Origin of the sequence: Pseudonocardia sp. ICBG1293 (assembly GCF_020131355.1) — a bacterium.
Lineage (GTDB): Bacteria > Actinomycetota > Actinomycetes > Mycobacteriales > Pseudonocardiaceae > Pseudonocardia.
In genome coordinates this window covers 69082-95726 of the sequence record NZ_JAHLEL010000006.1, presented here as the reverse complement: position 1 = coordinate 95726, position 26645 = coordinate 69082, and the positions used below count along the sequence as shown (strand labels likewise).

The following is a 26645-nucleotide window of genomic DNA, read 5'->3' as shown; positions in this document are numbered from 1 at the left end:
TCATCGAGGACCACGGGGCGGCGCCGGCCCGAGCAGCGGGCCCCGGACGGAGAGGACGGCACCGTGGGACTGGACCGGCTCGACGATCCCGACTACCCCGCCATGGCCATGGGCCAGGCGGCGGAGCTGCTCGACGTGGAGCCCGCGTTCCTGCGCAGCCTCGACACCGCCGGAGTGGTCCATCCCCTGCGCTCCGCGGGGGGACACCGCCGCTACTCCCGCCGCCAGCTGGAGCAGGCCGCCCGCCTGCGGACCCTGCTCGACGACGGGCACCCGCTGGGCTCCGCGTCCTGGATCGACCGGCTGCGTGGGGAGCTCGGACAGGCCCACGCGGAGATCGAGCGACTGCGTGCCGAGCTCGCCGCGCTGCGCACCGACGATACGTCCGAACAGAGGCCTTGACACCATAAAATCTCTATCTCAGGATGTAGATATCCGGAGAGCGGCTCCGGAGGAGAGGACAACCGGACACAGCTCCGACCCGTACGGGGTCGGGGACTGGAAGGGAGTGGTTCGTGATGCTGCTGCGTACCGACCCGTTCCGTGCCCTGGACCGGCTCGCGGCCCAGGCGCTCGAGACCGGCGGGACCTGGTCGCGCCCCGCGGCGATGCCCCTGGACGCCTGGCGCCACGGCGACGAGTTCGTCGTCGAGTTCGACCTCCCCGGGATCGACCCGGACGCGGTGGAGCTGTCGGTCGAGCGGAACACCCTCACCGTGCGCGCCGAACGACGGCCGTCGCACCCGGGCACCGCCGAGAACCTCGAGTGGGTCGCCTCCGAACGTCCCTACGGCGTGTTCGCCCGCGAGCTGTTCCTGGGCGACGGCCTCGACACCGACGGTATCCGCGCCTCCTACGACGCAGGTGTACTGCGCGTCCGGATCCCGGTCGCCGAGTCGGCGAAGCCGCGCACGATCACCGTCGAGTCCGGCAGGGAGTCCGACCGGGCCCGGATCTCGACCTGACCGGCGGTGGGGCCCCGGGCGCTCCGGGGCCCCACCGCCGTGCGGTCCCCGGCCCGGCCGGGAGGAGCGCCACCCGCGCGGGGCGGTCCGTGCGGGGCGGTCCGTGTCGCCCGGCCGCGGTGACCGGCGTCCGCACCCGCCCACGTGCCGGTCCCCAGGTGCCGGGCCCCAGGTGTCGGCCCCTAGGGCGCGTCTCCTAACCCGGCTGGTCGGGCCTGCGCGATGATCAGTAGGTGTCGCGCCGTGCCGTCCTGACCGATGCCCAGTGGGACCGACTCGAGCCGTTACTGCCCTCGTCGGACGGGATGCCAGGGCGCCCGTTCGCCGATCACCGCAGAGTGATCGAGGGGATCATCTACCGGTTCCGCTGCGGGCGGGCCTGGCGTGATGTCCCGGTCGAGTTCGGGCCGTGGCAGACCCTATGGAAACGCCACCGCCGCTACTGCGGTGACGGCACCTGGGACCACGTTCTCGCAGCTCTGCTCGCCGATGCCGACTCCGCCGGTCTCGTGGACTGGGCCGTGTCGGTCGACTCGACGATCATCCGCGCTCACCAACACGCCGCGACCCTGCAGCGAGACACAGGGGGCCGGATCGAACTACAAGAATCTGCTGATCGAGCCACCCGATCACGCCTTGGGCCGCTCCCGCGGAGGGCTCGGCACGAAGATCCACCAGCTCGTTGACGGACACGGCCGCCCGCTGGTCGTACTCGTCGGCCCCGGACAGGCCGGTGACGCCCCGATGTTCGCGCACCTGATGTCACATCTGAGCGTCGGACGGGTCGGTCCGGGCCGACCGCGGACCCGACCCGAGCGGGTCCGCGCAGATAAGGCCTACTCCTCACGCGCCATCCGCGCCCACCTGCGCAGACGACGGATCGTCGCGGTCATCCCGGAGCCGGCTGACCAGCAGGGACACCGGAAACGACGCGGCACACGCAGCGGCCGACCACCGGCGTTCGACCGGGTCGACTACCGCGGCCGCAACGTCGTCGAACGCGGGTTCTGCGAGGTCAAGCAGTGGCGCGGCCTCGCGACCCGCTACGACAAACTCGCCCTGACCTACCGCGGCGGAGTTGCACTGAAGGCCATCGTCACCTGGTTGCGCACTTTAGGAGACACGCCTAGTACTCCAGCCGCACTTCGTTAGCTGAGCTGTCTTCGTCGTCGATAGTGGCTTTCGCGGGCTCGGTGTTGGTGGCGACGTCGCCAGGTCGACCAGGCCCAGCACGGCGCCTGGGTGGGAATGTGGATCAGAGGTGCCAGGAGACGTCGGATCTCGGCGAGGGTGAGCGGGATGAGCCCGTGATCAGGTCTTTTGGGGCGATCGCCGCGGTGACCGAGAGGTAGGCGTGGGCGAGAATAGCCAGGGTGACGTGGCGGTACCAGGCGTCGTAACGCCGCACTTGATAGTGGTCGAGCCCGACCTCGTTCTTCGCGGTCTGGAAGCACTCCTCGATCGCCCACCGCGTGCCGGCGACGCGGATGAGGTCGTCGTCGGTGGTGCCGGGCGGGCCGGCGCACAGGTAGTAGGCCAGATCGGGCTCCTCGCCGGCGGAGAGCTGTGTGTCGGTGAGGATCTGACGTCGGACCAGTAGCCATCGGCCCCATCCGGCCGGGGCGTTCTCGGGCGGATACAGCGAGGCCACGGCCCAGTCGTAGAAGCGTTCTCCCTTCACACCCGGACCGGCTGAGCGGCGCTTCCACGCCCGTCCGGGAGCGCGGGCGACCAGGTCGTCGGCCCGTCGTGAGCCGCTGATCTGACAGATGTCGGCGTCCAGGGACAACGGGACGGACTGGCTGCGCGGAACCGCGACGACGTAGCCGATCCGGCGCTGCTCGCACCAGGTGCGGAACTTGTAGTCCTGCCCGTATGCCTCGTCCGCGGTCACCCATCCTGCGGGAACCCCGGCATCGAGGGCACGGCCGAGCATTTCCTTGGCCAGCGTGGCCTTGGTGGCGAACTCGATCTCCTCAGGCACCGCCGCGGCTCGGCAGCGTTCCCGATCACCGGTCCAGGACTTGGGCAGGTAGAGCTCGCGGTCGATCAACGTCCGGCCCTTGCTCGTGGCATAGGCACAGAAGACTCCGAGCTGGCAGTTCTCCACCCGCCCGGCAGTGCCCGAGTACTGGCGCTGCACCCCCGCCGACTTCGTCCCCTTCTTCAGGAACCCGGTCTCATCGACGATCAGCACCCCACCGGACTCGCCGAGGTGCTCGACGACGTAATCCCGCAGGTCATCACGGACACCGTCGACATCCCAGGTCGCGGAGTTGAGCAGCCGCTGCATCCCATCCGGAGTCGTGTCACCGGCGACCTCGGCCAGCGTCCACCCGTTCTTCCCCGCCAACGGCGCCAACAACCCCCGCACATACGCCCGCGCCCGACGCCGCGGTTCCGTCCGGAAGAACCGGCCCGCCACCAGCCCGAACAGCCCATCCAGGCCACCGGCCCACGCCTCGAGATCCTCCTCCACCTGCACAAGATCGAAGCTTAGCGCACATCAACATCACAAACTGCGGCTGGAGTACTAGTACTCCAGCCGCACTTCGTTAGCTGAGCTGTCTTCGTCGTCGATAGTGGCTTTCGCGGGCTCGGTGTTGGTGGCGACGTCGCCAGGTCGACCAGGCCCAGCACGGCGCCTGGGTGGGAATGTGGATCAGAGGTGCCAGGAGACGTCGGATCTCGGCGAGGGTGAGCGGGATGAGCCCGTGATCAGGTCTTTTGGGGCGATCGCCGCGGTGACCGAGAGGTAGGCGTGGGCGAGAATAGCCAGGGTGACGTGGCGGTACCAGGCGTCGTAACGCCGCACTTGATAGTGGTCGAGCCCGACCTCGTTCTTCGCGGTCTGGAAGCACTCCTCGATCGCCCACCGCGTGCCGGCGACGCGGATGAGATCGTCGTCGGTGGTGCCGGGCGGGCCGGCGCACAGGTAGTAGGCCAGATCGGGCTCCTCGCCGGCGGAGAGCTGTGTGTCGGTGAGGATCTGACGTCGGACCAGTAGCCATCGGCCCCATCCGGCCGGGGCGTTCTCGGGCGGATACAGCGAGGCCACGGCCCAGTCGTAGAAGCGTTCTCCCTTCACACCCGGACCGGCTGAGCGGCGCTTCCACGCCCGTCCGGGAGCGCGGGCGACCAGGTCGTCGGCCCGTCGTGAGCCGCTGATCTGACAGATGTCGGCGTCCAGGGACAACGGGACGGACTGGCTGCGCGGAACCGCGACGACGTAGCCGATCCGGCGCTGCTCGCACCAGGTGCGGAACTTGTAGTCCTGCCCGTATGCCTCGTCCGCGGTCACCCATCCTGCGGGAACCCCGGCATCGAGGGCACGGCCGAGCATTTCCTTGGCCAGCGTGGCCTTGGTGGCGAACTCGATCTCCTCAGGCACCGCCGCGGCTCGGCAGCGTTCCCGATCACCGGTCCAGGACTTGGGCAGGTAGAGCTCGCGGTCGATCAACGTCCGGCCCTTGCTCGTGGCATAGGCACAGAAGACTCCGAGCTGGCAGTTCTCCACCCGCCCGGCAGTGCCCGAGTACTGGCGCTGCACCCCCGCCGACTTCGTCCCCTTCTTCAGGAACCCGGTCTCATCGACGATCAGCACCCCACCGGACTCGCCGAGGTGCTCGACGACGTAATCCCGCAGGTCATCACGGACACCGTCGACATCCCAGGTCGCGGAGTTGAGCAGCCGCTGCATCCCATCCGGAGTCGTGTCACCGGCGACCTCGGCCAGCGTCCACCCGTTCTTCCCCGCCAACGGCGCCAACAACCCCCGCACATACGCCCGCGCCCGACGCCGCGGTTCCGTCCGGAAGAACCGGCCCGCCACCAGCCCGAACAGCCCATCCAGGCCACCGGCCCACGCCTCGAGATCCTCCTCCACCTGCACAAGATCGAAGCTTAGAGGTCATTTCAGAACGAGGTCGACGTGTCTGTTGTAGACGACAAGCGGCTATCTGACCTGCCGTTTGATCTGTCGTCGAGGGGTCAATGGAAACTCGACAAGTCGTTCTGAAACGACCTCTTAGCGCACATCAACATCACAAACTGCGGCTGGAGCACTAGGTGTCGGTCGGCGTGTCGTGCCGGACGACGGTTCCTCGACGGACCACGGTGCGCACCCGGGACTCGAGGTCGCTCACGGAGATCTCGGTGCCCTGCAGCAGGACCAGATCGGCGACCTTGCCGGGGGCGATCACGCCGATCTCGTCGTCCGCTCCGAGCAGGTGCGCGGCGGAGGTCGTGGCCGCACGCAGGGCCTCGACCGGGGTCAGGCCGTGTGCGCCCATGAGCTCGATCTCCCTCAGGTTGCGGCCGTGGGTGGCGACGCCGGCGTCGGACCCCATCGCGATGCGGACGCCGGCGTCGCGGGCCAGTCGCAGTGACGCGTGGTGGGCCTCGACCATGTCGACGACCTTGCTGCGGGTCGACTCGGCCAGGATTCCGTCGGCTGCCTGCTGCATGAGCCTGTCGGGGGCCGAGAGCGTCGGGACCAGCCAGGTGTCGCGCTCCAGCATCATCGTGACGGCCTCCTCGTCGAGGAACACGCCGTGCTCGATCGAGCGCACCCCGGCCCGCACCGCGTTCTTGATGCCGGCGGTGCCCTGTGCGTGGGCCATCACCGACAGTCCGGCGGCGGTGGCCTCGGCGATGACGGCGTCGAGTTCGTCGTCGCGGAAGTGCGCGTGCCGGGGGTTGCTGCGGGGGCTGACGACCCCGCCGGTGGTGGCGATCTTGATGACGTCGGCCCCGGCGCGGATGAGCTCGCGGACGGTGCGCCGGATCTCGTCGACCCCGTCGACGACGGTGGACGGGGCTCCCGGGTACGCGGGCCACAACGCGTGGAGGCAGCCCCCGGAGGCCATCCACTCGTCGGCGTGACCGCCGGTCTGGCTGAGCATCCCGATGGCGATGCGCAGGTCCGGGCCGGCGACGATGCCGGTGGCGACGGCCTGTTTGACACCGAGGTCGGCGCCGGCGGCGTCGCGGGCGGTGGTCACGCCGGCCTGCAGAGTGGCGGCGAGATTGCGGACCGCGTGGAAGAACCGCAGCGAGAACGGCGCCTGGATCGCCTCGGACAGGTCGATCCGGTCGATGGTGACGTGCACGTGGCAGTCGATGAACCCGGGCACGACCAGCATGCCGGTGGCGTCGATGTCCTGGTCACCGTCGAGACCGCTGCCGACGGCCACGATGCGCTCCCCGTCGACGACGACGTCCGCGGCGGACGCGGTGCCGGACTGCGGGTCGAACACCGTTCCGCCGCGGACGAGCAGCCGCGCGCTCATCCGGCCGCGTCCACGGCCATCAGGTTCTTCCGCGTCCCCATACGTGGTCCCCGTTCTCTGTTCCGGCTCGCGATCTGGAGGTTCAGGACGAGCGCTCGGCGACCGACGCGCGCATCGCGGGGATGAAGTGGTCCCGCCACTTCCAGTCGGCGCTCTCGGTCATCTCGCGCCACGGGTCGAGCACGTCCTCGTCGCGGGTGGCCTCACCGGGGCCGGCCATGATCGAGGCGTGTTCCATGAAGAAGTTGACCACCGTCGTGCCCGCGAACTCGTCGAGCGTCACCACGTGCGCTCCGGCGCTGACCCCTCCGTGGCCGATCTCGAAACCGCGGCCCAGGTCGTTGCCCTCCGGGACGGGTTGGGAGATCACGAGCATGAACTCGGGGATGACCTTCGTGACCACGTACTGGTTCGGGCCGGTGTCGGCCGGTGACGCGCCGATGCGGAACCCCTGGCCCTCCATCCGGCCCAGGTTGCCAAGCAGGTAGTAGTAGTCGGCCGAGTTGGCCCAGTTGTTGAAGTCCTGGATCACGTCCCAGACGAGCCCGACGGGGGCGTCGAAGGTGAAGACGACGCTGACGTTCGCGCCTGCGACGAAACCGGCCTCGGTGTCGTAGCAGAAGTAGCGTGCGCGGCGGCGCTCCCGGGGGCCGTAGTCGCGGCTGTAGGCCTCGTAGTACCGGCGTTCCGGCACGGACGAGACCGCCAGCAGGTGGTCGGTGGATCCGGTCATCCCAGGCTCCGGTCTCTCGGGTCGGCGAACGCTGTCGCGGCCGCCGGGAACAGCTCGGTCTGCTCGGCACGGGAGATGGCGACCCGCACCCCGTCGCCGACGCACGGACGCACGACGAGCGCGTGGTCCGGGCGGTGCGCCGCGAGGGACACGGCGGCGACACCGAGGGCGGGCCGCACGAAGGTGGGCCGGGTGCCGGCGGCCACGACGAGGCTGCGAGCGGGTGTCACGAGCGGGCCAGCCGGTCGGCCATCATCTCGCCGGCCATGATCGCGGTCAGGTTGGTGTTGGCCCGCGGGACGGACGGGAGGATCGAGGCGTCCACGACCCGTAGTCCGCCGACGCCCAGGACACGGCAGTCCGGGTCCACGACGGTGTCGGGATCGGCCGGGTCGCCCATACGGCAGGTGCTGGTGGCGTGCTGGGCGTCGGCCGCGGTGGCGAGCAGGTGGTCGTCGAGCTGCGCGTCGTCGTCCAGGATCGAGAGCAGATGGGTGTTCACCCGGTCGATCGGGCCGTCGGCGATGGCCGCGACCTCCTCGCCGCGGGCCATCGCCACCAGCGCGCGCAGACCCGAACGCAGCCGGGAGAGATCGCGCTCGTCCGACAGCATCGCCTCCCGTACCTGCGGGTGGTGGGTGGGGTCGCCGGAGGTCAGCGTGACGGACCCGCGCGAGTAGGTCTGGTTGACCCACACCCCGAACGCGCCGGCGCCGAACCGGAGGTCGGCTCCCTCCATCGACAGGACGTTCTGGTTGAGCGACACGAACATCATGTCCAGTGGCAGCGCATCCGGCGCGTCGCTGGTGTAGCGGACGCACACGTTGGTGTGCCGGTCATCGGCGGTGCGCAGCGCGGAGGCCTCGTCGAGCGGGATCGCGACACCGACCATCGGGTGGTCCTGCAGGCCGGCCCCGACCGGGAGGTCCGCGACGACGTCGATCCCGAGCCCCCGCAGCGCACCGGCCGGGCCGATGCCCGAGCGCATCAGCACGGCGGGCGAGTGCACCGCGCCCGCGCTGAGCACGACCAGATCCGCCCGCTCCTCCACCACGGCCCCGTCGGCGAGACAGCGCACCCCGACCGCCCGGCCGTGCTCGATCAGGACGCGGTCCACCAGCGCCCCACCGCGGACGGTCAGACGGCCGGACGCGCGCGCCCGTTCGAGGTAGCCGTCGTTGACGGTGACGCGGCGCCCGTCGCGCGAGTTGATCGGGTAGGGCGAGACCCCGCTCGCGCCGGGCGCGTTGACGTCCTCGGTGCCGCGGTGGCCCGCCGCCAGTGCCGCCGCGTGCAGGGCGGTGTCGACCGAGCCCCAGTCCGCCCTGGCCATCCGGTGGATCGGGACCGGTCCACCGCGGCCGTGGTAGGGCTCGTCGCCGAACTGCTCGTCGTCCTCGGAACGGGCGAAGCAGGGCAGCACGTCCTCCGGGGACCACCCGGTGCATCCCTGCCGGGCCCAGTCCGCGAAGTCCTCCATCGGCGGACGGATGGCGATCTGCCCGTTGATCGAGGAGCTCCCGCCGACGCCACGACCTCGCCAGTACAGCGCCGGCTCCTGCTTGTCGGTCCGGGTCGCGGTCAGCCCCGGCCACACCAGCGACGCACCCGCCTCCGGGTCGAGCAGCGCCCGCAGCGGATTCGGGGAGCGCCACACCTCGGGCAGCTGTGCCGAGGGGAAGTCCGGGCCGGCCTCCAGCAGCAGGGTACGGCGCCCCTGTTCTGCGAGGCGGCTCGCGAGGACCGCGCCCGACGAGCCCGCCCCCACCACGATGACGTCCCAGCCGTTCCGTGCCACCGACGACCTCCCTGCGACCGCGGCAGCGTCCCGGACGGACTGCCGACGGCCGGTACTATCGGCCCGAAGTGAACTATCGGTCAACAGCGAATTTTCGCTATACAGTGAAAGGTGGACGGCATGGGCGCCCCGGACGTCCGCTCGGCGGATGCAGAGGTCCTGATCGAGGACTTCGCCTCGGTCATCGGCGCGGCGATGGGCTGGCCACCGATGGCCGGGCGCACCGCGGGCGTACTCATGCTCGCCGAGGAGGCGATGACCGCGCAGCAGTTGCAGGCCGAGGTCGGGGCCAGCGCCGGGTTCATGTCCGAGATCACCCGTCTGCTGATCGCCAACGGGGTCGTCCGTCGGGTCAAGGCGCCGGGTACACGGCGCTTCGTCTACCGCTGGCGGGAGGACGCGTGGGTCGGATGCCTGGCCCACCAGCTCGACCAGGTTCGCGAGCTGCGCGATCTCGCCCACCGTGCCCGCGCGACCGGGGCCGATCTGCCCGACACCCAACGCCGCAGGACCGGCGACATGGCCGACTACTACGACTTCATGGTCGCGCGGCTGACGGCGATGCTGCAGGACTACCGCGCATCCCTCGGGGCGGCGGCCGATCCGCCACCGCGGACCGAGGTGACCGGGCCTCGGCCGGGGGTTCGTGTGCCGGTCGATCGCTGAGTCCGCGGAGGTGACCCGGGCTCCCGACCGGGCGGTGCGGGCGATCGTGGCCGACGAGGGGCGGTGCCTCCACACCGGGCCCATCACGTTCCCGCGGTGCCCCCACGACCGTGCCGCGACCCGGTTCCCCCTGCTGCCGGTCCGTGCGGACGGCACCCGGACGGTCCTCTCCCGCGAGCCGACGCCGTCCTGGCGGAGCACGGTCGGTCAGCCTCGACGACCGTGCTCCCCCGACCCCTGCACGAACCGGGCGCCGGTTGGCAAGGATGTTCACACCGAGTGACGAACACGCGGCGTGTCCGCGCGGTTCCGGCGTTCGCGTTCGCGAACATCTCCGGTGTGCGTGTTCGAGGTGTGCGGGTCGCCGGGCTGCTGGTGACGATGATGGTGATGGCCGGGTGTGGCTCCCCCGGATCGTTCGTGGACGTGCTGGACGCGGCGCTCGACACCGGTGTCGTCGACGTCGGTGTCGTCGCGCCGGCGCCGCCCGGGACCGTCGAGGGCGCGGCGGCGGGGAGCGCCTCGACGACGCTGCGGACGCTGGCGGTGAAGGGCCGGGCGCCGAAGACCGGCTACACCCGCGAGCAGTTCGGACGTCGCTGGGCCGACATCGACCGCGACGGCTGCGACCAGCGCAACCAGGTCCTGGCCCGGGACATGGACCGCGAGACGTTCAAGGCGGGCACCCGCGACTGCGTCGTGCTCACCGGGTCACTGCGCGACTCCTACACCGGTTCGACGATCGCGTTCACCCGCGGCCAGGGCACCAGCGAGCGGGTGCAGATCGACCACGTCGTCGCGCTGTCCGACGCCTGGCAGAAGGGCGCCCAGCAGCTCGACGCGGCCACCCGGGAGCGGATCGGGAACGACCCGCTCAACCTGATCGCCGTCGACGGCCCGACCAACTCCCGCAAGGGCGACGGCGACGCCGCGACCTGGCTGCCACCGGACAACCGCTACCGCTGCGCCTACGTCGCCCGGCAGGTCGCGGTGAAGAAGAAGTACAAGCTCTGGGTGACCGGCGCCGAGCGGGACGCGATCGACCGGGTGCTGGGCACCTGCCCGGCCCGCGCCGTGACCTCCGAGGCCGACGCGGCGAAGCCCGCGGTCACCCTGCGCTGAGCGCCGCCCCGCCGCCGTCCCGCCCCGCCGTCCCCCGACGGCGGGGCCGAACGGTCCCGGGACCGTCGCGTGCCGTCAGGGCCGGCAGAGCGTGCGGTGCCAGGCGTGCGCCTGCGGGTCGGTCAGCGTCGCGACCTGGTCGATCACGACCCGCAACCGGGCCCGGTCGTCGGGAGCCGCCGCCCAGTCCTCGGCCCGGGCCGGGTCGAGGGCGTCGGGCCCGCGCGTGCACAGGGCGGCGACCAGGTCGTGGAGCAGGTCGCGCTGGCGGGACTGCATCTCCAGCCGGCGCGGGTCGCTCATCACGTAGCGGGTGGCCAGGGCCTTGAGCACGACGACCTCCGCCGCCGCGACGACCGGGACCACCAGGTCGGCGCGGTGCCGGGCCAGCGGCACGTCGCCGTGGGTGTCCAGGGTGGCGTCGGTGGCGGCCAGAGCGAACCGGCCCACCAGCTCGGAGGTCATCCGCTTCATCGCGACCAGGTCGTCGCCGGCGGCGGTGGCGGCGTCGAAGCCCCGGACCGCCCGGACCACCGGCAACGCGTCGAGCCGGGCGGCGGCCTCGGCGCAGGCGCCCTCGTCCTCGCCGAAGCGCAGCGACGCCTCCACCGCGAGCGCGGCCCGCTCGGCCGGGGAGGACAGCACCGCCAGGTCCATCCGGCCGGCGTGCACCGCGTCCTCGACGTCGTGCACGGAGTAGGCGACGTCGTCGGCCCAGTCCATCACCTGGGCCTCCATGCTCCGCACCCCCGGCCGGGCACCGGCGCGCACCCACTCCAGCGCGGGCAGGTCGTCGGGGTAGGCGCCGAACTTGCGTTCCGCTCCGCGGCGCGCCCACGGGTACTTGGTGGCGGCGTCGAGGGTCGCCCGGGTCAGGTTCAGCCCGCCGGGCACGCGGCCGTCGCCGGAACGGGCCTTCGGCTCCAGCCGGGTCAGGATGCGCAGGGTCTGGGCGTTGCCCTCGAACCCGCCGCACTCGGCGCCCGCGATGTCGAGCGCCCGCTCCCCGTTGTGCCCGAACGGCGGGTGCCCGATGTCGTGGGCCAGCCCGGCGGCGTCGACGACGTCGGGGTCGAGCCCCAGCTCCTCGGCGATGCCCCGGCCGATCTGGGCGACCTCGAGCGAGTGCGTGAGCCGGGTGCGCGGGATGCCGCTGACCTCGGCGCCCTCGCCCGGCCCGACGACCTGGGTCTTGCCGGCGAGCCGGCGCAGCGCCGCGCAGTGCAGCACCCGGGCCCGGTCACGGGAGTAGGGGCTGCGCCGCTCGACGCGTCCACGCTCCCCCAGCCCGGACCCCTTCGGGGCCTCCGGATGGCGGCGCTGCGCGTCGGCGGCGGTGTATCCCGGGTCGGCCGGGGCCTGCTGGACGGTCATCCCAGCCCGCTGCTCGCGGTGTCGACCGAGGCGTGGGTGAGCTCGTAGAACAGCAGCGCGCCCGTCTCGCGGTAGATGTAGCGCAGTTGCGTCTCGCGGGTCTGCACGATCGGTCCGCTGCGGGTCGGCGAGGTGTAGGCCCGCAGCCCCGCGTCGCGCGCCATGGTGCGGGCCCGCAGGCTGTGCCAGGGGTCGGAGACCAGCAGCGCCGAGGCCCAGCCCTGCTCGCGTGCGGTCGCGGCGACCGCCTGCAGGCTGCCCAGCGTGTCCGCGCCCTCGGGCACCGCCTCGACCGCCGAGGCGGGCACGCCCTGCTCGATCAGCCAGTCCCGGCTGGCCTCGGCCTCGGTGTAGCGGTCCCCCGTGCGGCCACCGCCCACGGTGACGATCCGCGGGGCCACGCCGTCGCGCCAGAGCTGCTCGGCGTGCTTGAGACGGTTGGCCAGGACCGCGCTGGGCTCGCCGTTGTACTGGGCCGCGCCGAGCACGACGACGGCGTCGCTGGGGCGCTGGTCGTCCACCCGGGCGACCTGCCACACCCGCAGCGCCGTCACCCCGACCACCGCCACCAGCATGATCAGCCCACCGACGAGCAGCCGTGCGCCCCACGTCATCCCGGTCCGCACCGGGCGGCGGACCGTGCGGACGCCCGGGCCGGGCTCCGGCGGGGCACCGCCGAGCCCACGACGCGACGAGGCGCCGCTCATCCGCCGATCCGACCGGCCGAGGAGGCGAGCGCCGACGCCGACCGCCCGGCACGCAGCGCGACGACCTGGGCGACGATCGACACCGCCGTCTCGGCGGGGGTGCGGGCGCCGAGGTCGAGACCGACCGGCCCGTGCACCGCGGCCAGATCCTCCTCGGTGACCCCGGCGGCGAGCAGCCGCTCCCGGCGCGCGGCCTGGGTGCGCCGCGACCCGAGCGCGCCGAGGAACCCCCGGCCGTGGGCGAGCCCGTCGAGCAGGGCCGCGTCGAAGGCCGGGTCGTGGTCGAGCAGTACCAGCACGTCGGCCTCGGTGAACGCGGCGACGGCCTCCCTCGCCCCGGCGACGGTGGTGACGGTGCGGGCGCTCCAGCCGAGCAGCCCCGCCTGGGCGTGCAGGGCCGCGCCGAGCACGCCCTCGCCCACGACCAGCACCGACGGGACCGGCACCAGCAGGTCGACCAGCACCGCGGTGCCCTCCACGTCGAGCTGCTCGGTGGCCGTGGCGCCGCGGCGCAGCAGCGCGCGGGCCTGCGCGACGGCCTGGGCGGTCACCCCGCCGAGGTCACCGGTCTGCTCCTCCAGACCGGGACCGGTCAGGACCAGGGCCGCACCGGTGTCCACGACCGCGAGCAGTGCGGCCGGACGGCCTGCCTCCAGTGCCTCCCCCAGCGCGGTGGCGGGCCCGGCGGGCAGTGGGTGGGCGAGCAGTGTCGCGCCACCGGCGCAGGCCAGGCCGGCGGCGACCGCGGAGGACTCCCCGACGTGCGCCTCCCGCACGGTCGCGACCCCGGACGCCGCCTCGGCGGCCAGCGGGTGCGCGGAGTCGTCGAGCGCGCCGAGGTAGAGCCGGCCGCCGACCTCGCCGTCGGTGGTGCCCGCGACCAGCTGGCCGGACTCGACGGAGCCGAAGCCGTGCCGGTCGAGCACCCGGACGACGCCGATCCCCGGCCCGTCCGCCGCTGCCCAGCGGCGCAGGGCCGCGCCCAGGTCACGACGGGGGTCGGCCGGTGGCCGTGCCGCGGAGGAGGTCGCCGAGGTGCTCACGGTCGCCAGGGTAGCGACGGGGACCGACGACGGGCCGGGGACCGGCGGCAGCGCGCCGCACGGGACCGGCGGGTCGCCGTCCGGATCCCGCTCGGGGTGCCCCGGCGCCCCGCGGCGCGGCGGACGGGTGGACGGGCACGGAGCCACCGGACACCGAGCCACCGGACAGGGAGCCCCGCGGCCGGAGCGCGTCGACGGACGAGCCGCGCACCGGCGCCGCTCACGCCGAGCGTGTCCGGTTCGACGGCCGCGACGCCCCGATGTCGTCGGCGACGTCGGACAGCGCCGACCGCACGGTGGCGGCTGCGACCACCCCCCACACCAGGACCAGCACCGCGAACAGCACCACCGCCGCCCCGACGACCGGGGGCAGCGCGGTCCGCGCGGCGAGCGCGTTCGTGCCGGTCACCAGGGTGCCGAACGGGAAGGTCACCGCCCACCACGAGGCGCTGAACGTCATGCCCCGGCCCACGGCGTGACCGATGAGCATCGCCGACAGCACGGCCCAGCCGACCGCGAAGCCCCAGGCCGGTGCCCCGTAGAGCAGTCCCGCACCGATCGCCACACCGGCGAACGGTTCGGGCAGCAGCCCCTGCGCGTGTCCCGCGAGCAGGTTCGCCGCCGTCACCGACTGTCCGAAGGGCCCCAGCACGATCACGACGGTCGGGGTGTCGGCCAGGGCGAGCCCGGTCGTACCGAGGCGGGCCAGCACCCGGGGCAGCAGGGCCAGTGCCGACACCACGCCCAGGCCGAACAGGGCCACGCAGACCAGCAACATCGTCGACGCCGCGGCCGGGCCGGGGGTGTGCCCGATGAGCAGCGCGCCGTCGGCGGCGGCCACCATCGGCCCGACCACCGGCATGATCCAGGCCGGCGCCGGGTCGGTCGCCGACCCCGGGACGCTGATCCAGCGGAACGGCACCCACACCGCGACGACCAGCACCACCGCGGTGCCCGACGACCACAGGATCCAGCTCAGCGCGGCCGCGGCCGGCTCGCCGAGCAGGTCGGGGCCCAACCCGATCGCGCCCGCCCCGACGGTGAGCATCCCGAGCCCGGGTGCACCGTGGAACGGCAGGTCCGACGGGTCAGGACGGCCACCACGCCGTCGCCGGGCCGCCCCGGCCCGCAGGACCAGCACGGCCAGGACCACCAGCAGTACCGCGGAGAGCAGCCACAGCACGGTCCCCGCGGCGCGCAGACCGGGTACCGGCACCGGGAACGAGGTGGTCGCCACCGCGACGATCCCGGTCCCCATCACCGCCCCGAACCAGGGCGGACCGGCCTGCTCCAGGCGAGAGGTGATCACGGAGCGGGATCACCCGGAGCGACGTTGCGCCAAACACCGGTACCGCCGTTCGGGCCATCACAGGGTGACCACCGCGACGGCTGCGTGCCGGAACCGTACGATTCCGGCACGCGTTGAACGCGTGGTACGCCCATCAGATCGCGAGTCAGGAGTCATGGACCCCACCTGCAGTCCGCGCGCCGACCGTCCCCGTGACGGCCGGCGACCCCGCATCGTCCCCGTCCCCGCCCACGCCGTGCACATCCCGGCCGGGCCCGAGACCCGGGCGGTGAACTCCCGGTGATCGGCACGATCCTCGGCATCCTCCTGGGCATCCTGGTGGTCCTCGTGATCACCGCCCTGACCGGCTACTTCGTGGCCCAGGAGTTCGGCTACATGGCCGTGGACCGCTCCCGCCTCAAGGCCCGTGCGGCCGAGGGCGACACCGGAGCGTCCCGGGCCCTCGACATCACCCGCCGCACGTCGTTCATGCTCTCCGGCGCCCAGCTCGGCATCACCGTCACCGGTCTGCTGGTCGGGTACGTCGCCGAGCCGCTGATCGGCAACGGCATCGCCGAGCTGCTCGGCCTCGTCGACGTCCCGCAGGGGATCGGCCTGGCGATCGGCATCACCTTCGCGCTGCTGTTCGCCACCATCGTCCAGATGGTGTTCGGCGAGCTGTTCCCGAAGAACCTCGCCATCGCCCGTCCGGAGCCGGTCGCCCGCTGGCTGGCGCTGTCCACCAAGACCTACCTGGCCCTGTTCGGGTGGCTCATCCGGATCTTCGACGCGGCCTCGAACCTGCTGCTGCGCGCGCTGCGGATCGAGCCGGTGCACGACGTCGAGCACTCGGCGACCCCCCGCGACCTCGAGGCGATCATCGACGACTCGAAGGACTCGGGTGACCTCAACCCGGAGCTGGCGGTGCTGCTGGACCGCGCCGTCGACTTCGGCGACCGGACCGCCCGGGCCGCGATGATCCCGCGACCGCGGGTCTCGTGGGTCCGCGCCGACGCGACCGTCGAGAGCCTGGTCGGCCAGATGGCCGCGGCGCACTCGCGGTACCCGGTCCTCGGGCCGCCCGCCGAGGCGGCGGACCCGGAGAACGCGCTGGAGCTGGTCGGCGTGGTGTGCCTCAAGGACGTGCTGGCCCTCGCCGACCGCGACGACCGGCCGTTCGACCAGGTGCTGGTGTCGGACCTGATGCGGGCTCCGGTGCTGGTGCCCTCGTCGCTGCCGCTCCCCCAGGTGCTGGCCCAGCTCCGCGCCGACGACGAGGAGCTGGCCTGCGTGCTCGACGAGTACGGCGGCCTGGCCGGCGTCATCACCGTCGAGGACGTCGCCGAGGAGCTCGTCGGTGAGATCACCGACGAGCACGACCAGGCCGGTACGGACCAGGCACTGCGCTCCGACGACGGCTGGGTGGTGCCGGGTGACCGGCACGTCGACGAGGTCGGCAGGCTGATCGACGCCGAGCTGCCCGAGGGCGACTACCAGACCGTCGGCGGTCTGGTGATGGCCGAGCTGCAGCGGCTGCCCGACGTCGGGGACGCGATCGTCGTGACGATCGCCGCCGAGAGTCCGGACGACGAGGACCGCGCACTGCGCCTGGTGGTGCAGGAGGTCGACCGGCGGGTCCCGTCGGCGGTCCGTCTGGAGTGGACCGAGCTGGTGCCCGCCGGGGCCGAGCAGGACAGTGACGAGCCGGAGGTGCGGGCATGAGTGCCTTCCAGATCATCGCGACCGTCGTCCTGATCGGGGCGAGCGCCTTCTTCGTCGCGATCGAGTTCGCCCTGATCGCCGCCCGCAACTACCGGCTGGAGGAGGCCGCACAGACCTCGGCCGCCGCCCGGGCCGCGCTGCGCAGCTCCCGGGACATCTCCGTGCTGCTCGCCGGGTCCCAGCTCGGCATCACCCTGTGTGTGCTGGGCCTGGGCGCCATCAGCAAGCCGGCCGTGGACTACGCGCTGCGCCCGGTCCTGGAGGGCTGGGGCATCCCCGGCGGTATCGCGGGCGTGGCCTCGTTCGTCATCTCGCTGATCGTGGTGACGTTCCTGCACCTGGTGGTCGGCGAGATGGCGCCGAAGTCCTGGGCGATCTCGCACCCGGAGCGCTCGGCGATCCTGCTCGCGCTCCCGATGCGGGCGTTCATGGTGACCGCCCGGCCGGTGCTGCTGCTGCTCAACGGCGCCGCCAACCGCTGCCTGCGGCTGTGCGGGGTCCAGCCCGTGGACGAGATGGCCTCGGGACGCAACGCCGACGACCTGCGTCAGCTGGTCGACCACTCGGCGAAGACCGGGACCCTCGACCAGGGGCGCCGCGACCAGCTGGTCACGGCGCTGGAGCTGGAGCGGACTCCGCTGGGTGAGCTCGCGCGCGAGCCGGCCGCGGTGGCCGCGGACGACGACGTCGCGGCGGTCCAGGCGACCTGCCGCCGCACCGGGCACCTCCGGCTCGTCGTGCGCGACGGGGACACCCCGATCGGGTACGTGCACGTCCGCGACACGCTGACGCGCGAGCCGGGGACCCTGGCCCGGGACCTGATGCGCCCGGTGCTCACCCTGCCGGCGGACACGCAGTACCACACGGCGGTGAACACGATGCGCGAGCAGCGTGCGCACCTGGCCCTGGTGGAGTCCGACGGCCGACCGGTCGGCGTCGTCACCCTCTCCGACCTGGTGGAGCGGCTTCTGCAGGAACCGGTGTAGGAGCTGCCCCGGACCGGGTACCCGCGCGGCACCCGGTCCCGGGGCGGTCCGGCCCCGGACCGCCTCCCGATCACCACGGAGGTTGTGATGAGTGCTCCGACGCTGCGTCCCGCCGAGCTCGACGAGGCGGCACTGGCCCGGCTCAGGCAGCTGGAGGACCGCATCGGCGGCCCGCTCGTAGCCTACCGGCCCGAGTCACCCTACGCCGCGCTGTCCGCCGAGCAGCTGGAGGAGGTGCGCCGCACCGAGTCCGAGCTGGGCGTGCAGCTGCTGGCCTACCGGCCCTGACCACCCCCCGCACGACGAACGCCCCGCCCCGGTCCCGGGGCGGGGCGTTCGTGGTGGCGGACTACCCGCTCAGCATCCGAGCAGGCGCGTCGCCAGGTAGGTCTCGACCTGGTCGAGGGCCACCCGCTCCTGGGCCATCGAGTCCCGCTCGCGGATCGTCACCGCCTGGTCGGTGAGGGTGTCGAAGTCGACGGTGATGCAGAACGGGGTGCCGATCTCGTCCTGACGACGGTAGCGGCGTCCGATGGCGCCGGCGTCGTCGAAGTCGACGTTCCAGTTCCTCCGCAGCTGCGCGGCCAGGTCCTTCGCCTTCGGCGACAGGTCGGCGTTGCGCGACAGCGGCAGCACCGCGGCCTTCACCGGGGCGAGCCTGCGGTCGAGCTTCAGGACGACCCGCTTGTCGACGCCGCCCTTGGCGTTCGGCGCCTCGTCCTCGGTGTAGGCCTCGATCAGGAACGCCATCATCGACCGGCCGACACCGGCGGCGGGCTCGATCACGTACGGCTTGTACCGGGTGTCGGAGGCCTGGTCGTAGAACGACAGGTCGACGCCGGAGTGGTTCGAGTGCGCCGTCAGGTCGAAGTCGGTGCGGTTCGCGATGCCCTCGAGCTCGCCCCACTCCTGGCCGGTGAAGTTGAACCGGTACTCGATGTCGACGGTGCGCTTCGAGTAGTGGGAGAGCTTCTCCTTGGCGTGCTCGTAGTGCCGCAGGTTCTCCGAGGAGATGCCCAGGTCGGTGTACCAGCGGGTGCGCTCGTCGATCCAGTACTGGTGGAGTTCCTCGTCGCTGCCCGGCTCGACGAAGTACTCCATCTCCATCTGCTCGAACTCGCGTGTGCGGAAGATGAAGTTGCCCGGGGTGATCTCGTTGCGGAAGCTCTTGCCGATCTGGCCGATGCCGAACGGCGGCTTCTTGCGCGAGGTCGTCTGCACGTTCAGGAAGTTCACGAAGATGCCCTGCGCGGTCTCCGGGCGCAGGTAGTGCAGGCCCTCCTCGGACTCCACCGGGCCGAGGAAGGTCTTGAGCATCATGTTGAACTCGCGCGGCGCGGTGAACCGGCCGCGGGTGCCGCAGTTCGGGCAGGGCACCTCGGACAGGTCGTTCTGGTCGGCCTGCTCCGGGTCGCGGCCCTTGCGCTCGGCGAACTCCTCGGCCAGCTGGTCGGCGCGGTAGCGCTTGTGGCAGGACTCGCACTCGACCAGCGGGTCGGAGAAGGTGCCGACGTGGCCGGAGGCGACCCAGGTCTGGCGCGGCAGGATGACCGAGGAGTCCAGGCCGACGACGTCGTCCCGGCCGGTCACCATGGTCTTCCACCACTGGCGCTTGATGTTGTCCTTCAGCTCGACGCCGAGGGGCCCGTAGTCCCACGCCGAGCGGGTACCGCCGTAGATCTCACCGGAGGCGAAGACGAATCCGCGCCGCTTGGTCAGCGCGACGATGGTCTCGATCTTGGCGGAGGTGGGCTTGCTGGCCACTGGCGGTACTCCAGAGAAGGTGGTTCGGAGGTCCCCCGGATACGGGGTCTCCCAGATTACCGACCCGCCATGGATCACCACCCCCTGCCCCGCACGCACCTCCGTCGTGACGGCGTCGACGGGCCGACCTCGCACAGGTTCCTGCGACCTCGCACACCCTGCAGACGCTGCGAGGTCGCAGAAAGGGCTGCGACGTCGAGCGCTCACCGGACACGGTCCAGCGCGCGCTCCAGTCTGGCGACCGTGGGGGCGAACGACGTCGCGTTGCGCAGGTCGCCCCATACCCAGCGGACCACTGCGACTCCCTCGGCCCGGATCGCGTCCTCCCGCAGCTTCTCCTGCCACAGGACCTCCTCGAGATCGCCGGCGGGGTGAAGTCCTCGGCCGTACTTGATGCGCCCGTCGAACTCCCCTGCCACCCGGGCCTGCTGCCACCAGAAGTCGACCCGGCCGAGGAACCGTCCCGCCGGGTCCCGCAGCCCGTGCTGGGTGGCCGGTGCGGGCAGGCCGCAGGAGTGGAGCAGGAGCCTGCTGCGGGTCTCCCCCGGGCCGTCCGCGCCGCCGTCGGCCGCGGCGAGCACCCGGCGGGCGGCCGGGGTACCGGGACGCCGCGCGGATCGGGCCACGGCCGCGGCCAGCTCCTCGACGGTGACCGCTCCGGCGTGCAACGCCGCGTCGGCGACCGCGACCGCGACGACGAAGGGCAGAGCGCGGGCCAGGTCGACGACCGTCCGCGGCACCGTCGTCACCGGGACGCCGTCGACGACGGTGATCTCGTCCGCGGCGAGCGCCGCCGCGTGGAACCGCCCCGACGGCACGGTCCGAGCTCCGCTGCGCCGGTTCCGGGTCACCTCCACCCGGTCGAGCGGGACCCGCCACAACCCGATCCCGTGCATCGCGGCCGCCGAGACGTGGCTGAACACCGCGTCCGGGGACAGGGTCCGGACCGCCGCACGCACCGTCTGCCGATGTCGTTCCTCTGGAGCGAGGTCACCGGCCCCGACGTAGGCTCCGCGGCGCAGTTGGACGAGCCGCCCCGAGGTGCGGAGCCTGCGGAGCTCCTCGTCGCCCACCCCGCTCGCAAGCAGATCACGGCGCAGCACCGGGGCAGGCACGGGTCGCGGTTCGGGGTCCATACCCCCCACCGTCGCCGCCCCCCGCGAGCCGGGGAACCCCATCACCCGTCCGGCTGTGGACGGCCCCGGCCCGGCCACCCGCTGATCGCCCGCGCTGTGGACGACCCGGCACCTCGCACAGGTTCCTGCGACCTCGCAACCCCTGCAGGGCGTGTGAGGTCGCCGGAACCCGTGCGAGGTCGGGATCAGCTCAGCAGGCTGGGGTGGTGGGTGGGTGCGGCGCCGGGGGCGACCGTGACCAGGGACTCGTAGGTCGCCTCGGTGGTCGTGTCGGCCTCGGCCAGCAGCGGGTGCACGTGCTCGCGGACCTCGAAGGGCCCCAGAGCGCGGCGGTAGGCGTCGACGGAGTCGAAACGGACGGTCAGGACCCACTGCGCCGGATCCTCGATCGCCCGGCCCGCCTCGCCGCCGCGGCAGCCCGGCCGGGCGGCGAGGAGCTCCAGTGCACGGGCCGCGCGCGTGGTGAACGCGGCCTCGTCGGACGGTGACACGCGGAAGCGGCAGACCAGCAGCACGGCGCGACGATAACGAACACGCCTACCATGTCGGGTGCGGCCGGCACGGCACAGCAGCGCCGGGGGGTGTGGCCGCCGCCTCCGGGGAACGGACGGGTCCACCACATGTCTGCCGCAGCCCAGACCACGCACGCACCGGGCACCGGCCCGGGCACGGACGACCACCACCCCGCGCCGGAACCGGGTCCGACCCGCGCCCCACGCACCCTGGCCGCCGCGGGCGACCTGCTGCGCGCGCTCGCCGCACCGGTCCGGATCGCGATCGTGCTGCAGCTGCTGGAACACTCCCGGTGCGTCCACGACCTGGTGGACGCGCTCGGGGTCACCCAGCCCCTGATCAGCCAGCACCTGCGGGTCCTGAAGGCCGCCGGGGTGGTCGAGGGCGAGCGGAAGGGCCGTGAGGTGCTGTACTCGCTGGTGGACGACCACCTGGCGCACATCGTGGTGGACGCCGTCGCCCACGTCGAGGAGGACACGTGACCGAGACGACCGACCGGACGACCGCGGAGGCGATGGCGCAGCGGTCCACCGCCGGGCCGCGCGGGATCCGCGCCACCCGGCAGCGGGCCGCCGTCACCGCACTGCTCGACCGCCTGGAGGACTTCCGGTCCGCGCAGGAGATCCACGAGGAGCTGCGGCGCGCCGGCGAGGGCATCGGGCTGACCACGGTCTACCGGACCCTGCAGACCCTCGCCGACGGCGGTGAGGTCGACGTGCTGCGGGTCGCGTCCGGCGAGGCCGTCTACCGGCGCTGCGAGACCGAGCACCACCACCATCACCTGGTGTGCCGCCGGTGCGGCGCCGCCGTGGAGATCGAGGGGCCCGCGGTCGAGTCCTGGACCGAGTCGGTCGCGCTGAAGCACGGCTTCACCGAGGTGTCGCACACCCTGGAGATCTTCGGCCTCTGCGACCGCTGCTCGGCGGGCTGAGGGCCCCCGCGCTCAGTCCCCGCAGCCGGGGACGGCGGGCAGCTCACGGTCGCGCGCGAACGGATCGGCGGGCCGCGGGTCCGGGGTGGGCGCCCACCGGCCGTCGACCAGGGCGTAGGTCCAGGCCGGGCCGCGCTGCACCAGGTCGGTCAGCGCGTCGACCAGCCGGTCGACGTCGGAGTGCTCGGTGCGCAGGCCCAGTGAGGCGCGCACCGCGTCACCGCCGCCGGTGAGCCGGTCCAGCAGCGGGTGCGCGCAGAACCGGCCGTCGCGGACGCCGATCCCGTACTCCGCCGACAGCGCCGCCGCGACCAGGCCCGCGGGCAGCGGGTCCAGCGTGAACGAGACCGTCGCCGTGCGGTCGGCGTCGGGATCGCCGTCGAAGCAGGACAGCACGCGCAGTCCGGGCACGGTCGCCAGGCCGGCGTGCAGCCGGGCGGCCAGCTCGCGCTCGTGGGCGGGCACGGCCTCGTCGACGAGGTCCTCCAGGGTGCGGCAGGCCGCGCCCAGGGCGGCGGCGCCGAGCACGTTCGGGGTGCCGCCCTCGTGCCGCTGGGGTGCGGGCAGCCAGCCGGTGACGGTGTGGCCCGGGCCGGCGTCGTCGTGCGCGACACCCACCGAGCGGACCGCGCCCCCACCGGCGAGGTGCGGCTCGGCGGCGTCGAGCCAGTCCCGGCGCCCGACGAGGACCCCGGCGCCGTAGGGCGCGTAGAGCTTGTGCCCGGACAGCGCGACGTAGTCCGCGCCCCACCCGGCCAGGTCCACGCGCCGGTGCGGGGCGAGCTGGGCGGCGTCGACGCAGAGCCGGGCGCCGGCGGCGTGGGCGATCCGCGCGATCTCGGCGACGGGCAGCAGCTCCCCGGTCACGTTGGACGCGCCGGTGACCGCGACCAGCGCGGCGTCGGGGCGGGCGGCGAGCTCGGCACGCAGCGCGTCGAGGGTCGCGGCGACGGTCCGGCCGGCCCGGACGACCCGGTGCTCGCGGTCCCGCCAGGCCAGCAGCGTGGCGTGGTGCTCCAGGTCGAGGGTCACCACCGGCCCGGGCACGGCCCGTGCGAGCAGGCCGAGCGCGTCGGTGGTGTTGCGGGTGAACACCACGACGTCGTCGGCGCGGGCCCGGACGAACCGCGCGACGTCGGCGCGGGCGTTCTCCACCAGCGCGGTGCAGACCTTCGAGGTCCAGCCCGCCCCGCGGTGCACGCTGCCGTGGTAGGGCAGCACCCGGGCGACGTGCGCGGCGACGCTCTCCAGCGCCGGCGCCGACGCGGCGGAGTCGAGGTCGCAGTAGCGGGCCCACCGGCCGTCGACGAGCGGGACGGTCAGGTCCGCACCGACGACGCGGGGCAGCGCGTGCTGGACGGGACGCGACAGGGCGAGGGTCATAATCGGGCCTCCGGCCGATCTCGGGGACCCGGCGTGGCGCACGGATCCGCGCTTGCCGACAGCGGGTGTCGCGTCGGCCCGGTCATCACCCGGGGCACCCCACCGCGGAGGAGGGTTGCCGTCCAGCGAGCCGGGGCTTCGCGCTGGAACTCGTGACCTTCGCCGGAGAAGCTAGCAGACCGTCTCAGAAGGAGACACCGTGACCGTCGCCACCCCGGATAGCGTCTGGACGATGACCGACACGCAACCCGCCCCGGGCACGGTACGGCGGATCGACGTCCCGGAGTCCGGGGAGCTGGCCCAGCTCGCGGCGGTGTTCGACGACCTGCAGTACGTGCTGCGGTGCTGCGAGCACCTGGTGACCGCGCTCGGCGGACCGGAGTCCGGCCCGGTCCGAGTGGACGCCGACCCGGCCCTGGTCGAGGCGCTGTGGACGGGTGCCGTGATCGGCTACGTGCGCTGCTTCTCCGGCCGCACGAAGACCCTCACGAAGGAGGACCTGTCCACCCTGGAGCTCGAGGGGGACGTGACCGGGTTCCACGACATGATGTCCACGCTGCGTGACCACTACGCGTCGCGGCACGTCAACCCGCGCGAGTCCTACGAGATCGGCGTCGCCCAGTCCAACGACGGCGCCCCGCGGGGCGTCGCGGTCGTGTCCACCCCGCGCCCGCAGGTCGACGAGACCACGGTGCGGCTGCTGGGCCGGGTCGCCTACGGCCTGTCCGGGCTGGTGGACGCGCGGATGACCAAGGCCCAGAACGACGTGCTGGGTGTCGCGCGCTCGATGACCGCCGGGCAGCTGGCGGTGCTGCCGGTCGTGCACCTCAGCGACTCCGGGGGGACGGCCGACGCCGACGCCGACGGCTGACCGGTGCGGCCGTCCGTGCATGGACGGCCGCACACCGGCTACCCGGTCACCGAACGTCCACGACGAGAGGTGATCCCATGACAGCCCGCACGACGACCGCCGACGCCGTCCGCACCGCCCTGCACGGTCTCGAGTTCCCCGCCTCCAAGGACGACCTGGCGTGGACCGCCGAGCGCAACGGCGCCGACGCGGCGACGGTCGAGGCCCTGCGGGCGGTGTCGGCCGAGGAGTACTACTCCTCGATCGGTGCCGTGGTGTCCGCGGTCGACCTGCGCGACGACGACCCGGCCGCGCAGACCGCGGGCGACACCGACGGCGAGACCCGCGAGGAGACCGAGCAGCTGCGCCGGCAGCGACGCACCGCGCACACCGCCTCGGGCCTGTCGGAGTCCGGCACCGACGCCGACCCGGTGAACCCGATCGCCGAGGAGCTGGGCACCAACCGCAAGAGCTGATCCGGGCCCCGGCCGGGGCCCGCCCCGGCCGGACCGGTCTCAGCTGCCGACCAGCTCCGCACGCATGCTCGACGCCGAGGAGACGACCAGCATCAGCAGGGTCCCCATCGGCGCCTCGCCGAGCCCGGCGGCGGGGAACGCGTACCGCAGCGTCACGTCCCAGCCGCGCTCGCCGCACACCACGCGGGGCGTGCCGAACAGCCCCTCCCCCACACCGAGCCCGACCCGGCGCGGGACGTCGTGCTCCGGGTCCGCGACCTCCGGCAGGTCCCACGCGACGACGCAGGTCAGGTTGAGGACGGGCAGACCCTCCTCCAGCTCGGTGCCCTGGACCACGCACAGCACACCGCCGTGGGCGAAGGTCAGCGCGCCGTCGTCGTCGACGGTGACGTCGTGGAACCGCTCCAGCGCACCCTTGGCGGTGGCGAGCATCCCGGTGATCACATCGGTGGTCACGGTGTCACTCCATCGTTCGGGACGGCGGCGGCCGTGTCGATGCTCGCGCCCGCTCCGCGACGGTCGGAAGCTCCCCCGAAGCGCCGGTCCCGGCGCGCGTAGATCTCGATCGCCTGCCAGATGTGGCGGCGGTCGAAGTCCGGGAACAACGTGTCCAGGAAGACCATCTCGGCGTAGGCGCTCTGCCAGAGCAGGAAGTTCGACGTGCGCTGCTCCCCCGAGGACCGCACGAACAGGTCGACGTCGGGCATGTCCGGCTCGTCGAGGTGCCGGGCCAGCATCCGCTCGTCGATCTTGTCCGGGTTGATCCGGCCCTCGGCCGCGAGCCGGGCGATCCGGCGGACCGAGTCGACGATCTCGGCGCGGCCGCCGTAGTTGACGCACATGGTCAGGTTCAGCACGTCGTTGCCGCGGGTCCGTTCCTCGGCGGACTCCAGCTCCTTGATCACCGAGCGCCACAGCCGCGGGCGCCGCCCCGCCCAGCGGACGCGCACCCCCATCGCGTCCAGCTCGTCGACCCGGCGGCGGATCACGTCGCGGTTGAAGCCCATCAGGAACCGGACCTCGTCGGGGCTGCGCCGCCAGTTCTCGGTCGAGAAGGCGTACGCCGACAGCCACCGCACACCCAGGTCGATACAGCCGCGGGCGACGTCGAGCAGCGAGGCCTCGCCGCGCTTGTGGCCCTCCGTGCGGGGCAGGCCGCGGGCGTTGGCCCACCGGCCGTTGCCGTCCATCACGAGGGCGACGTGGCGCGGGAGCAGTTCCGGCGGGATCGCCGGCGGCCGGGCGCCGGACGGGTGCGGTGCGGGGGGCTGGAACGGCACGTCACCGACCTTACGTCGGGGGCGGCCGACGGGTTCAGTCGCGGTCGTCGGGCTGCGGCCAGGCCGGGACGGCCGGGTCCTCCAGCCGCTCGATGGTCTCGCGCAGCCGGCGCACCCCGCGGTGTCCCTGGATGCGGTCGGCCTCCGACATCGGCTCGGACTCGTCGGGCCGGATCACGGGCAGCATCGGGATGGCGGGCCAGGCACCGTCCTCGGTCCGGGCGCGCACCTGGCGCATCGCCCGGGTCGGCCCGTCCTGCGGGGACTCCGGCAGCGCCTCGGTGCGGACCGGGAGCTGCTGGGTGGGCGGCACCGGGATCCGCTGCGTGGCGGCCGCGAGACGGCGGGTACGACCGGTGTCGTCGTCGTCCGGCGGCGGGGTGTGGGGTCGGTTCACGACTGCCTCTCCGACGGGGCTGGGGTCCCCTCGATCACAGGATCGTAACGAGACCGCGGAAGCGGTTGCCCTCCGAAAACGATGATCACCCGGTGGAGTCGGCGGAAGTCCCGTGCGACGCGACCGGCGGTGCCCCGGAGCGTGGTCCGGGCCCGCGTCAACCGCTCGACGAGCTGAACGGGCCGCTCACGGCGCCCGCGATCGCGCCACGGGCCCGGTC

General features: G+C 73.0%; 29 protein-coding genes, 1 pseudogene and 1 riboswitch. Of the genes and pseudogenes, 13 read left to right on the top strand and 17 right to left on the bottom strand.

What is annotated here, in order from left to right:
- Nucleotides 1-63: 63 nt before the first annotated feature.
- The 3 genes and pseudogenes from KPF47_RS01035 to KPF47_RS01025 all read left to right on the top strand — a co-directional run bounded on the left by KPF47_RS01035 (nt 64) and on the right by KPF47_RS01025 (nt 2117).
- Nucleotides 64-402, top strand: a complete 339-nt coding sequence (locus tag KPF47_RS01035; RefSeq protein WP_224386324.1) for a MerR family transcriptional regulator — start codon at nt 64-66, stop codon at nt 400-402.
- 116 nt (nt 403-518) lie between these two features.
- Nucleotides 519-965 (top strand): Hsp20/alpha crystallin family protein, encoded by a 447-nt coding sequence (locus KPF47_RS01030; RefSeq protein ID WP_224386323.1) that lies wholly within the window; start codon nt 519-521, stop codon nt 963-965.
- A gap of 233 nt (nt 966-1198) precedes the next feature.
- A pseudogene (locus tag KPF47_RS01025) lies at nt 1199-2117 on the top strand (IS5 family transposase).
- A 103-nt stretch (nt 2118-2220) separates the two neighbouring features.
- Here KPF47_RS01025 and KPF47_RS01020 read toward each other — a convergent pair.
- The 6 genes from KPF47_RS01020 to KPF47_RS00995 all read right to left on the bottom strand — a co-directional run bounded on the left by KPF47_RS01020 (nt 2221) and on the right by KPF47_RS00995 (nt 8787).
- The gene (locus tag KPF47_RS01020) at nt 2221-3444 is read right to left on the bottom strand and encodes an IS701 family transposase (RefSeq protein WP_374108783.1); all 1224 of its coding nucleotides are present in this window, start codon (nt 3442-3444) and stop codon (nt 2221-2223) included.
- Between the two features lie 183 nt (nt 3445-3627).
- Complete coding sequence (locus KPF47_RS01015) at nt 3628-4851, bottom strand: IS701 family transposase (RefSeq protein ID WP_374108783.1); 1224 nt, start codon at nt 4849-4851, stop codon at nt 3628-3630.
- Nucleotides 4852-5029: 178 nt separating this feature from the next.
- Nucleotides 5030-6256 (bottom strand): amidohydrolase family protein, encoded by a 1227-nt coding sequence (locus tag KPF47_RS01010; RefSeq protein WP_224386322.1) that lies wholly within the window; start codon nt 6254-6256, stop codon nt 5030-5032.
- A gap of 82 nt (nt 6257-6338) precedes the next feature.
- A complete protein-coding gene (locus KPF47_RS01005; protein ID WP_224386321.1) occupies nt 6339-6989 on the bottom strand; it encodes a hypothetical protein in 651 nt (216 codons plus the stop codon).
- Complete coding sequence (locus KPF47_RS01000) at nt 6986-7219, bottom strand: hypothetical protein (RefSeq protein WP_224386320.1); 234 nt, start codon at nt 7217-7219, stop codon at nt 6986-6988. Before KPF47_RS01000 ends, KPF47_RS01005 begins: the two co-directional genes overlap by 4 nt.
- Complete coding sequence (locus KPF47_RS00995; RefSeq protein WP_224386319.1) at nt 7216-8787, bottom strand: GMC family oxidoreductase; 1572 nt, start codon at nt 8785-8787, stop codon at nt 7216-7218. The genes KPF47_RS01000 and KPF47_RS00995 overlap by 4 nt, the downstream gene beginning before the upstream one ends.
- A gap of 120 nt (nt 8788-8907) precedes the next feature.
- On the opposite strand from KPF47_RS00995, the gene KPF47_RS00990 reads away from it, so the two are divergent.
- Nucleotides 8908-9453 carry a GbsR/MarR family transcriptional regulator gene (locus KPF47_RS00990; RefSeq protein WP_224386318.1) on the top strand — a complete coding sequence of 182 codons (546 nt, stop codon included), beginning with the start codon at nt 8908-8910 and terminating at the stop codon, nt 9451-9453.
- A gap of 339 nt (nt 9454-9792) precedes the next feature.
- Nucleotides 9793-10575: an HNH endonuclease family protein gene (locus KPF47_RS00985; protein WP_224386317.1), complete on the top strand. Its 783-nt coding sequence runs from the start codon at nt 9793-9795 to the stop codon at nt 10573-10575.
- A 75-nt stretch (nt 10576-10650) separates the two neighbouring features.
- Here the strand turns inward: KPF47_RS00985 and KPF47_RS00980 are convergent, their stop codons facing one another.
- The 4 genes from KPF47_RS00980 to KPF47_RS00965 all read right to left on the bottom strand — a co-directional run bounded on the left by KPF47_RS00980 (nt 10651) and on the right by KPF47_RS00965 (nt 15008).
- Entirely contained in the window at nt 10651-11949 is a 1299-nt protein-coding gene (locus KPF47_RS00980; protein ID WP_224386316.1) for a deoxyguanosinetriphosphate triphosphohydrolase, read from the bottom strand.
- Nucleotides 11946-12563 (bottom strand): YdcF family protein, encoded by a 618-nt coding sequence (locus KPF47_RS00975; protein WP_224386778.1) that lies wholly within the window; start codon nt 12561-12563, stop codon nt 11946-11948. The genes KPF47_RS00980 and KPF47_RS00975 overlap by 4 nt, the downstream gene beginning before the upstream one ends.
- Before the next feature lie 89 nt (nt 12564-12652).
- Complete coding sequence (locus KPF47_RS00970; protein WP_224386315.1) at nt 12653-13699, bottom strand: XdhC family protein; 1047 nt, start codon at nt 13697-13699, stop codon at nt 12653-12655.
- Nucleotides 13700-13919: 220 nt separating this feature from the next.
- Complete coding sequence (locus KPF47_RS00965) at nt 13920-15008, bottom strand: C4-dicarboxylate ABC transporter (RefSeq protein WP_224386314.1); 1089 nt, start codon at nt 15006-15008, stop codon at nt 13920-13922.
- Nucleotides 15009-15162: 154 nt separating this feature from the next.
- Here KPF47_RS00965 and KPF47_RS38340 point away from each other — a divergent pair, with 154 nt between their 5' ends.
- The 4 genes from KPF47_RS38340 to KPF47_RS00950 all read left to right on the top strand — a co-directional run bounded on the left by KPF47_RS38340 (nt 15163) and on the right by KPF47_RS00950 (nt 17983).
- Nucleotides 15163-15291 (top strand): hypothetical protein, encoded by a 129-nt coding sequence (locus KPF47_RS38340; RefSeq protein ID WP_255658856.1) that lies wholly within the window; start codon nt 15163-15165, stop codon nt 15289-15291.
- Nucleotides 15288-16709 (top strand): hemolysin family protein, encoded by a 1422-nt coding sequence (locus tag KPF47_RS00960; protein ID WP_224386313.1) that lies wholly within the window; start codon nt 15288-15290, stop codon nt 16707-16709. The genes KPF47_RS38340 and KPF47_RS00960 overlap by 4 nt, the downstream gene beginning before the upstream one ends.
- Nucleotides 16706-17695 (top strand): CNNM domain-containing protein, encoded by a 990-nt coding sequence (locus tag KPF47_RS00955; protein ID WP_224386312.1) that lies wholly within the window; start codon nt 16706-16708, stop codon nt 17693-17695. The genes KPF47_RS00960 and KPF47_RS00955 overlap by 4 nt, the downstream gene beginning before the upstream one ends.
- A gap of 87 nt (nt 17696-17782) precedes the next feature.
- Nucleotides 17783-17983, top strand: a complete 201-nt coding sequence (locus KPF47_RS00950; protein WP_224386311.1) for a hypothetical protein — start codon at nt 17783-17785, stop codon at nt 17981-17983.
- A gap of 69 nt (nt 17984-18052) precedes the next feature.
- Here KPF47_RS00950 and KPF47_RS00945 read toward each other — a convergent pair whose 3' ends face one another.
- The 3 genes from KPF47_RS00945 to KPF47_RS00935 form a co-directional block, all read right to left on the bottom strand.
- Complete coding sequence (locus KPF47_RS00945) at nt 18053-19459, bottom strand: glycine--tRNA ligase (RefSeq protein WP_224386310.1); 1407 nt, start codon at nt 19457-19459, stop codon at nt 18053-18055.
- Nucleotides 19460-19662: 203 nt separating this feature from the next.
- Complete coding sequence (locus tag KPF47_RS00940) at nt 19663-20595, bottom strand: type IV toxin-antitoxin system AbiEi family antitoxin domain-containing protein (protein ID WP_224386309.1); 933 nt, start codon at nt 20593-20595, stop codon at nt 19663-19665.
- Between the two features lie 185 nt (nt 20596-20780).
- Nucleotides 20781-21110: an antibiotic biosynthesis monooxygenase gene (locus KPF47_RS00935; protein WP_224386308.1), complete on the bottom strand. Its 330-nt coding sequence runs from the start codon at nt 21108-21110 to the stop codon at nt 20781-20783.
- A 105-nt stretch (nt 21111-21215) separates the two neighbouring features.
- Between KPF47_RS00935 and KPF47_RS00930 the strand changes: the two genes are divergently transcribed.
- Together KPF47_RS00930 and KPF47_RS00925 are read left to right on the top strand one after the other, a co-directional pair.
- Nucleotides 21216-21590 carry a helix-turn-helix transcriptional regulator gene (locus KPF47_RS00930; protein ID WP_224386307.1) on the top strand — a complete coding sequence of 125 codons (375 nt, stop codon included), beginning with the start codon at nt 21216-21218 and terminating at the stop codon, nt 21588-21590.
- A gap of 32 nt (nt 21591-21622) precedes the next feature.
- Complete coding sequence (locus KPF47_RS00925; protein WP_224386776.1) at nt 21623-22039, top strand: Fur family transcriptional regulator; 417 nt, start codon at nt 21623-21625, stop codon at nt 22037-22039.
- Between the two features lie 12 nt (nt 22040-22051).
- Here KPF47_RS00925 and KPF47_RS00920 read toward each other — a convergent pair whose 3' ends face one another.
- Nucleotides 22052-23422, bottom strand: coding sequence for an aminotransferase class V-fold PLP-dependent enzyme (locus KPF47_RS00920; protein ID WP_224386306.1), 1371 nt, complete (start codon nt 23420-23422; stop codon nt 22052-22054).
- Nucleotides 23423-23465: 43 nt separating this feature from the next.
- Nucleotides 23466-23580: riboswitch (SAM riboswitch) on the bottom strand.
- A gap of 74 nt (nt 23581-23654) precedes the next feature.
- Between KPF47_RS00920 and KPF47_RS00915 the strand changes: the two genes are divergently transcribed.
- Both KPF47_RS00915 and KPF47_RS00910 read left to right on the top strand, forming a co-directional pair.
- The gene (locus KPF47_RS00915; protein WP_224386305.1) at nt 23655-24293 is read left to right on the top strand and encodes a hypothetical protein; all 639 of its coding nucleotides are present in this window, start codon (nt 23655-23657) and stop codon (nt 24291-24293) included.
- 77 nt (nt 24294-24370) lie between these two features.
- A complete protein-coding gene (locus tag KPF47_RS00910) occupies nt 24371-24748 on the top strand; it encodes a DUF2795 domain-containing protein (protein WP_224386304.1) in 378 nt (125 codons plus the stop codon).
- Between the two features lie 39 nt (nt 24749-24787).
- On the opposite strand, the gene KPF47_RS00905 is transcribed toward KPF47_RS00910, so the two are convergent.
- The 3 genes from KPF47_RS00905 to KPF47_RS00895 are packed head-to-tail and all read right to left on the bottom strand — an operon-like array spanning nt 24788 to nt 26425.
- Entirely contained in the window at nt 24788-25180 is a 393-nt protein-coding gene (locus tag KPF47_RS00905; RefSeq protein WP_224386775.1) for a hypothetical protein, read from the bottom strand.
- Between the two features lie 20 nt (nt 25181-25200).
- Nucleotides 25201-26028 (bottom strand): isoprenyl transferase, encoded by an 828-nt coding sequence (locus KPF47_RS00900; RefSeq protein ID WP_224386303.1) that lies wholly within the window; start codon nt 26026-26028, stop codon nt 25201-25203.
- Between the two features lie 34 nt (nt 26029-26062).
- On the bottom strand, nt 26063-26425 hold the full coding sequence (locus KPF47_RS00895) for a hypothetical protein (protein ID WP_224386302.1): 363 nt from the start codon (nt 26423-26425) through the stop codon (nt 26063-26065).
- Between the last annotated feature and the right edge of the window lie 220 nt (nt 26426-26645).